General features: G+C 46.6%; 4 protein-coding genes. 1 reads left to right on the top strand and 3 read right to left on the bottom strand.

The genetic code is table 11. From position 1 onward, the window contains the following. Positions 1 to 205 (top strand): hypothetical protein (locus tag IKW96_RS10270; RefSeq protein ID WP_296574139.1); only part of this gene is annotated, 205 nt, incomplete at its 5' end. A 414-nt stretch (positions 206 to 619) separates the two neighbouring features. Here IKW96_RS10270 and IKW96_RS10265 read toward each other — a convergent pair. The 3 genes from IKW96_RS10265 to IKW96_RS10255 all read right to left on the bottom strand — a co-directional run. Continuing rightward, entirely contained in the window at positions 620 to 4,303 is a 3,684-nt protein-coding gene (locus IKW96_RS10265) for a glycoside hydrolase family 9 protein (RefSeq protein ID WP_296574137.1), read from the bottom strand. A 207-nt stretch (positions 4,304 to 4,510) separates the two neighbouring features. Then, positions 4,511 to 5,908 (bottom strand): sensor domain-containing diguanylate cyclase, encoded by a 1,398-nt coding sequence (locus IKW96_RS10260; RefSeq protein ID WP_296574134.1) that lies wholly within the window; start codon positions 5,906 to 5,908, stop codon positions 4,511 to 4,513. Positions 5,909 to 6,305: 397 nt separating this feature from the next. Then, the coding region (locus IKW96_RS10255) for an alpha/beta hydrolase-fold protein (RefSeq protein ID WP_296574132.1) at positions 6,306 to 7,845 on the bottom strand (1,540 nt) is incomplete at its 5' end.

The raw sequence follows: 7,845 nt of genomic DNA, 5'->3' as shown, positions 1-7,845 counted from the left end.
CGTATTCAAGGCTAACAGCAACGGAATGGGCAGCATAAATGTTACTGTAAACGGCAAGACCACAAAGGTAAACGGCAACAAGCAGTACACATGGGGCGGTCCTGACGCAGAGCTTGGCTACTATCAGGATACAACGGGAGACCTTGACGTTTCAATCTCAGGAAGCGGCAGCTTCACAATATGGGGCATGGGCCTTATTAAGTAAGATCAAGGCTTCACCATACATTGTGTGTACAACACCAAAAGCCATATGGCAAATTGAATTAATTAACAAACTGACTTCGCAACTCAAGCGAAGTCAGTTTTGTTTTAATTTGAATACGCTCTTTATTTTTTAAGCAGATGCAATTCGTCAAACATCAGCAAATGTCCTGGATTTAGTTCTTTAAATGCACCACATTATAAGTGAAAGATTTTCTTATAAAGCAGTATCTTATGAATTGCCACATACTGACATTTAGGATTTAGTTAATGCGCTGCTTTATGTGTTTATAATTCCTGCCATAGCAAGACCTCCCATAGTTTCAATAATACCATAGGAGGCCTTTTTTTCATTGTACGTTTTTGTGTTTGGGTTCAATCGTGGCAGGGCTTTTGATTAAATATGTTTCGCTATTTACTATCTGATCTCAGTGCCGCCCCACTCAACAACTGCAAAGCCCTTTCTTTCAAAGGTCTCAAGCTGCTGAGGTTCAATATCCACAGCATTGTCAAGCGGTACATATGCCATGAAAACGCGGCAGACGCTGTCAGGTGACGGCGTGATATCAAGTTTTGCGGAATTCGTATAGACGTCTCCCTGGAACGCAATGAGATTATACGCATTATGTTCCATTCTCGGCAGCCAGTATACGATGAACTCGTTCATTTCCTCCTCGGTAAGTCCCATATATGTGAGCTTTTCCCTGAGGAAACTCTCTGTATCGCTTCCCGCAACGCAGAAGCCCTTTGAGAGATCAAATTCAGTACAGCATTTTGCACTGTCCCAGAAGAGGTATCTGTGATGCGTACCGTCAGACTTGTTAAGAAGCTTTCCGTCGGGATAAGCTACAACGTCCCAGCCGTTGTTATACCTGGGATATGTTGTCGAAAGCTCGGACTCGGTCAGTTCCAGTTCAACGTGAACATCGGTCTCCTCTTCAGGATACAGATAAATAACAGGTTTGTCTATCATTTTCTCATGCTCGATAGTAGGAGTCTTACCGTCCTCAGCAACTACTCTTATCCAGCCGCACTTACCATTATGTTCCGTGAACATCCATACATCATTGCCGTCCATATATCCGTATTCCTTGACCCATGAGTGTTTCGGCAGAATAGCTACAGCTTCATAGCTCTCATCGGGTCCGAGATACATTTTCAGGCCGTCTGCTACGACAGATAAATAATTTCCGTTAACGACCTTTTTATCAGGAACAACATAATCGATACCCGCCTTTATGATTTCCTTCCTCATGCAGCAGAGATCAAATACATTGATTTTTCCGTCCTTGCAGAAGTCAGCCGCTTTCCAGTTGCGGATATATACATCGTCATTACCGAGCAGCCACCTTTGTATAAGAACGATATCTGCAACATTCAATGAACCGTCACCGTTCACATCGCCGTCTGCCTTTTGTTCGAGTGCATAATAGGGGGCCTGATCCTGTAAGAAGGACACTATCCATGCAAACGAAGCATTGCTGCTGAGCGAAGCACTGTTTGAAGACCATGCTTCCACGGAATCAACATAATACCTCTCTGACGGATCATCATGATGAAATGCCAGCATACCGAGACCGCGCGAATATAAGTCCCTGATATCTGTAGTTGCACCGCTTACGATAACGCCGTCAGGCGCCTTAGGCAGAGTCTTGTCAACCTCATAGCTCCAGTACCTGTGGGTCGGGTTCTTTGCGTGATATGAGCCATAGCCCGTTATATAGGAGAATGACAGCGGATTGTTTCCGAGGAGATAATCCATGCCATTCACGATTCCGTTGAGGTACTTCTTATCCCATGTCACATCATAAGCAAATGCCATTGCGATCATATTGTTGAGAGCACGCTCATTTGAGTTGTATTCAAAGCCGTCGATCATTATATCCGATGGCAGATCACCAAGATCGCTGTAACCGGGGCCGTCATAATGATACGGGATACCATAGCCCTGTGCTTCCTCACAGTAAATAAATTCATTTGCCGCACAGATGACTGATTCTTTCAGTGAAACGCGCTCATTATCGTTAAGGCACTTCATGTTAAGGAGCAGCGACAGCGAGCCTGCTGCGGCGGTATTTCCTGTATTGAACATCGTAAAAGAGCCTTCACATCTCTCGTTGCCTCCGCCTGTTATCCTTGTGCCGACCTTAAATGCGTTCTTGTAACCGGAAAGGTCTTTATGATACTTATCAGCGTCACTGTCACCCATAACGCTTGCGGAGACAAAGAGCTCGCAGGCTGCCCAGTAAGCGTCGTCACGAACCTCATCATCGCCGGGGGCAGCAGTTCCTATCACGTTGCGCGGCGCATACAGCGACGCAGAATTGTACTCTTCATCCGGAGCTGAATCATACCAGTTCTTCTCGTAAGCGTCATACGCTTCCTTTGCGCTTTGCAGCAGCTTTTCCGCATATGCTGCGTCATAAGGCTGCCATAGTCTTGCGCCCTGAGCAGCACAGGCAGCGTAATTCAGCGTTGCTGCAAACGTGGGAGGTCTGATGATACGGACAGTATCATATTCTTCAGAATAATCCCAGGGACGTAATGCAAGACCTGTCCACTTGTCGTCCTGTATGCGGTGGTAGTACATACCTGCGTACTTGCCCCATGTTTCCTCATCGGGCTGCACCTTCATTTTCGACATAAAGTCAAGCTCGTATCTGCATTCATCGAGGATATCGGGCACATTATTGCCTGTTTCGGGAACAACTACCGTACCCGAACCGTCTTCAAATTTATCAATGCCCTCTTTGTAATTTGTCGCGCGCTCATACATATTCTGAAGCGTCCAGAGGGCAATTCCGCCCTCTATCATATCTTTTCTGTGGTTGTCCGAAGCATACCAGCCGCCGCTGGCTGTGAGCTCTGATGAAGCATATTTTTCCTTAGCGTCACTGTTGTTCAGATATTCCCTCTGCCACTGATTCTGAACATATCCCGTATCGTTCTTATGACCGCCTTTGTGTGCGAGCGTGTCTTTGTTGCCTGAGGTTATGTATTCTTTATCAATATCAATGCCCGAGCGGTTCTGATAGAAATAATTGAGCGAATTTGTAAGGATATCATTCTCTTTGTCGCTGTAGATATCATCGCCTATCCTGAACGGGAATGATCTCCATTCCTTTCCCTTGATACGGATATAGTACTCGCCCTCATTATCGAAATCAGTAAAGTCTATTTTACAGATATTGTCGCCGGAATCCTTGTCTTTCACAGGCTTGGTCGTCACGCCTGTATAAAAGACGGTATCGTCGGAGGTACTCACTATCTCGAACTCATAGCTGCCCTCAAGCTCAATATGCTCTGTTCCGTAAACTATATCGCCTGCATTGTCGCCAAGGGTCGCAATTTTGGCAAGTCCCTGATAATAGCCAAGCTGATTGACTGAAATATAATTATTATCAAGACCGCTGTTGGCGCGGATAGTATATCCGGAGGTAGGCGGCGGAGTACATACCGTATAGTCTGACATATCGTCTGACATATCATATATCGACATATCGTCGAACCATATCTCGTCACCCTGAATGGCATTGCCGAAATACTTCGTTCCCTTTGCATACTGGAAACACCATTCACAGTCGTCAAGATCCTGCGTAGGTATGAATGTTCCCTCATAGGTCTTCCATTCCGTGCCGAGCTTTACCGGCTTTGAAGGCCACATACCGTCCATATGCGGTCCCATATGCATATCATCGGACTCGCCGTCAAGCACGAAGTAGTCCTCGTCGCCTTTGATATTGCCGATCCTTGCAGTAAGCTCCATACCTTCGCGCAGTGCCTTTGCCTTAAAGCTCACCTTATACTCGTGACCCTTTATGAAATCGAGATTCCTGTGCCTGAGCATGAGATCCCACTTTTCCTTGTCAGCGCCCTCGGGTACAATGATCTTGATGTTCAAAGCCCCGTCCTGTATGGCAAAAGTCTGTTTTGCAGGCAACGCTTCCGCGGTATGCCACGGGATCATCTTATAATCAAAGGTCGACTCTCCCAGCAGCTCATAAGCGGAAACGCTCAGAGGCTCTGCGATACTGACAGTTGTTGGTACGATCATTGCAGCTGCCAGCAGTCCCGCAGCGATCTTCCTGTAATGTTTATGCATAAAATTCCCTCCCTTTATAAATATGCATTTACACACTTATTATACATTATCAAGCAAGAATAGTCAAGATTTATTGTCTGAACGCACAAATATTTTTATGACATTGTATAAAAAGCACCCTCCAGCAAAGCTGAGGGGTGCTCATAAAGCCGCTTATGTGCTGAAAAAGCAAGCCTTTTCCGAAAAACTGATATGCAGCTTTATTGTTTACCTGTATTTACGCTCGGGGTGCTCCTCGTAGTAATTCTTCTTGTCGATATACATTCTTTCATCAGCGATCCGCATTGCCTTGCGGATATCCTCGCCATTGCCAACAATATAACTGCCCACCGCAAAATGCACATCTGAGTTTATAGCGGATTTTTCCTTCAGCTGAACCAGCCTTTCACTGACCTCGTCCTCGCTTAAACCAGACGCTATAAGCATAAACTCATCACCGCCTGCACGATATACATCGCTCTCGTAGAAGACCTCTCCCAGTATCGCTGCCGCCGTGCGAAGCAGTCTGTCTCCTGCGCTGTGTCCCTTTTCGTCATTGATGCGTTTCAGACCGTTAAGGTCGGCAAAAAAAACCGCATAAGGCTCAGGTATTTTCATCTTTCCCGATATAATATCATTTACGGCGTTATTCATGGCGTTTCTGTTCTTGCAGCCGGTAAGCACATCTATCGAGCTTAGATATTCAAGCTGCTTCATCAGCTCATAGTTAGCAACTTCGGACGCAATAAACAATGTGGAAAGCTCAAGTATCTCTTTTATTCTTACCGTATCCTCGGTATTGAAATTCAAAGCCCACAGATAGCCAAGGGTCTGACCGTTGTGCTTCAGCGGAAAGAGAATAATGCTTTTTATATCATATTCAAGAAGCATTGAATACCATGCCGGATTTTTTGAGCCCAGCCATTTCATGTCGTTTTCATCTTTTACGATGACGCAGGAGCTGCCGCCGATAGTTGCATCAAATGTATCGGCAACGTCTAAAAAACCTATGTCATTATAGATATCGACCTGACGCAAAGTGCTTTCGTCAGACCTTGCCTCACAGAAGCCTGCATACCTCTTCCCCTCAAAATTCGAGAGCATGATACCACAGATATCAGCTTTGCACAGCTGACGTATATCCTCTATGAGCTCCTCGAATATCTGAAGTGTATTATCTTTGGTCGCACCGCCCAGCTTTATACTTATCTCAAGTGCCTTTGTAGCGGTATCAGCCGCAAGGCTCGCCTGCTGCTCAGAGTCGGCATAGGACGAGATATCGCAGGAATACAGACAGTATCCGATATTTTTCTTGTCTGATTCAAGAGGCAGAAGAAAAATATTGACCCATATGCCCATCTGCTCAACAGGAACATAAGTGTGCAGCGGCTGTCCGAGACAAGCACAGCGATAAATAAAGTCCTCAAAGTTCTTGTCCTGAGGCAGATAATAGTAATATGGCGAATTAGGAACAAAGGTGCGGTGGAACACCTGCTCCGCGTCCTCACGGTGAGCCTTATTTGAAGCAACGATAAGGATATTACCGTAGCTTCCGTCCTCATACTGCTCAACAGACATAATGCAGGTCCTGCTTTTATGACCTGATACGATCTGATCAAAATCCATAGTCAACGCCTTCTTTCCGATAGTTATTGCCTGCTTATCTTTCAAGTGCCGCTTTGAATGCTTTAATGTCAGTGCTGATCGTGTAAAAAATGATATCTCCGACATTGGTTTATTTAATCTTACCACTTTTCTGCCAGCGTTTCAACGTATTGTAATAAAAGTTTACAAAGCATTTTAAAAAACCGGCAATTACTACAAAGTTCATAGGTGTATTTTGGGCGTTAATACAACAGCAGTCAGGACAAGCATATCATGCCCGCAACATAAAACGCCGCCTCAAAAAGAGGCGGCGTCTGCGCTTGGTTATATATTATCTTTGATTTATAATGTAATTCATGTTTCTTGTGGCGGCAGCTTATAAAAAGCTGCCGTTTTTTTATATTTTATGCTGTATCTATTACTTGAATGCGTATCTCATGAATGTATAGAGGTGAGGCTTTACAGAGTCAGCACCGTGTCCGCCGCCGGGAATGGACTGATATACGTGCTCAACACCATTCCTTGTAAGGATATCGCTGTACTGCTTCGGGAAAGTACCAACAACGGAGTCGTTTGTACCGCCTGTGATCATGAATACAGCAGGCTCGGGACCTACGTTTCTGAACTTCATCTCGCTCTCCTGCATACAGCCGGGGTGAGTCATGAACATATCAGAACCGGGTGTGATACCGGGTGCAGGGCAAGCGCCGCCTACATAACCGAAGAGGTCAGGACGCATAAGTCCGATGTAGATAGCCTCTCGGCCTCCCATTGAGAAGCCTGTGATAGCTCTGTTCTCTCTGCCTGTCTTTACTGAGTAATTGGACTCGATGAACGGGATAAGGCTGTCGGAGATATCATAGAGGAAGTTGTCATAAGCTTCGCAGGTCTCCTGATTGATACCGAAACCGCCGCCGCCATTGCCGTTCTTGCTTGTGTACTGGCTCGGGAGTACGATGATCATTTCCTCTGCCTGACCGCTTGAGATAAGTCCTGCAAGAAGCTCCTGAACGCCCATGCCGCTTACCATGCTGTTTTCGTCACCGCCGATACCGTGGAGGACGTACATTACAGGGTACTGCTTGCTTGCATTATAGTTAGGAGGAAGAACAACGTTACAGCTCTTCTGTCCGCCTGTGAATTTACAATTGTATGTCTTCTTCTCGACCTTGCACTGGCCGCTCTTTTCAACGCCGCCGGGTACAGTTGTCGGCATATCCTGTCTGATCTTTGCATTCAGACCTGACTGGGCATTTCCGCCGTTGCCTGCATCAGAACCGATGTTGGCACCGCCGTTGTTGAAGCCGCCTGCCATGCCGTTCCAGTCAATATTCTGCTGACCGCCGTTATTCCAGTCAAAACTCTGCTGGCCGCCGCCGAAATCGAAACCGCCGTTACCGCCGCCCATGTTTCCGAAATCAAAGCCGCCGTTGCCGCCCTGATTCCAGTTGCTCCAGTCGTTATTCTGCTGACCGTTGTTATTGCCCCAGTCGTTTACTTCCCAGTTGTACCAGTTGTTGTCGCCGTTCTGCTGGTTGTTCCAGTCGAAGCCGCCCTGGTTCCAGTCAAGGTTCTGCTGACCGCCCTGATTCCAGTCGAAATTCTGCTGCTGACCGCCCTGGTTCCAGTCGTTGTTCTGCTGGCCCTGGTTCCAGTCGTTGCCGCCCTGATTCCAGTTGTTCTGCTGATTCTGGTTGTTCCAGTCATTTACGCTCCAGTTGTTCCAGTCGAAGCCGCCATTATTCCAGTTGTTCCAGTCATTATTCTGCTGACCCTGGTTCCAGTCGTTGCCGCCCTGGTTCCAGTTGTTCCAGTCGTTGTTCTGCTGGCCCTGGTTCCAGTCGAAACCTCCCTGGTTCCAGTTGTTCCAGTCGTTATTCTGCTGACCCTGGTTCCAGTCGAAACCTCCCTGGTTCCAGTTGTTCCAGTCGTTATTCTGCTGACCCTGGTTCCAGTCG

Origin of the sequence: Ruminococcus sp., from assembly GCF_017549005.1 — a bacterium.
Classification (GTDB): domain Bacteria; phylum Bacillota; class Clostridia; order Oscillospirales; family Ruminococcaceae; genus Ruminococcus.
This window is presented reverse-complemented; position numbering and strand designations above follow the sequence as displayed.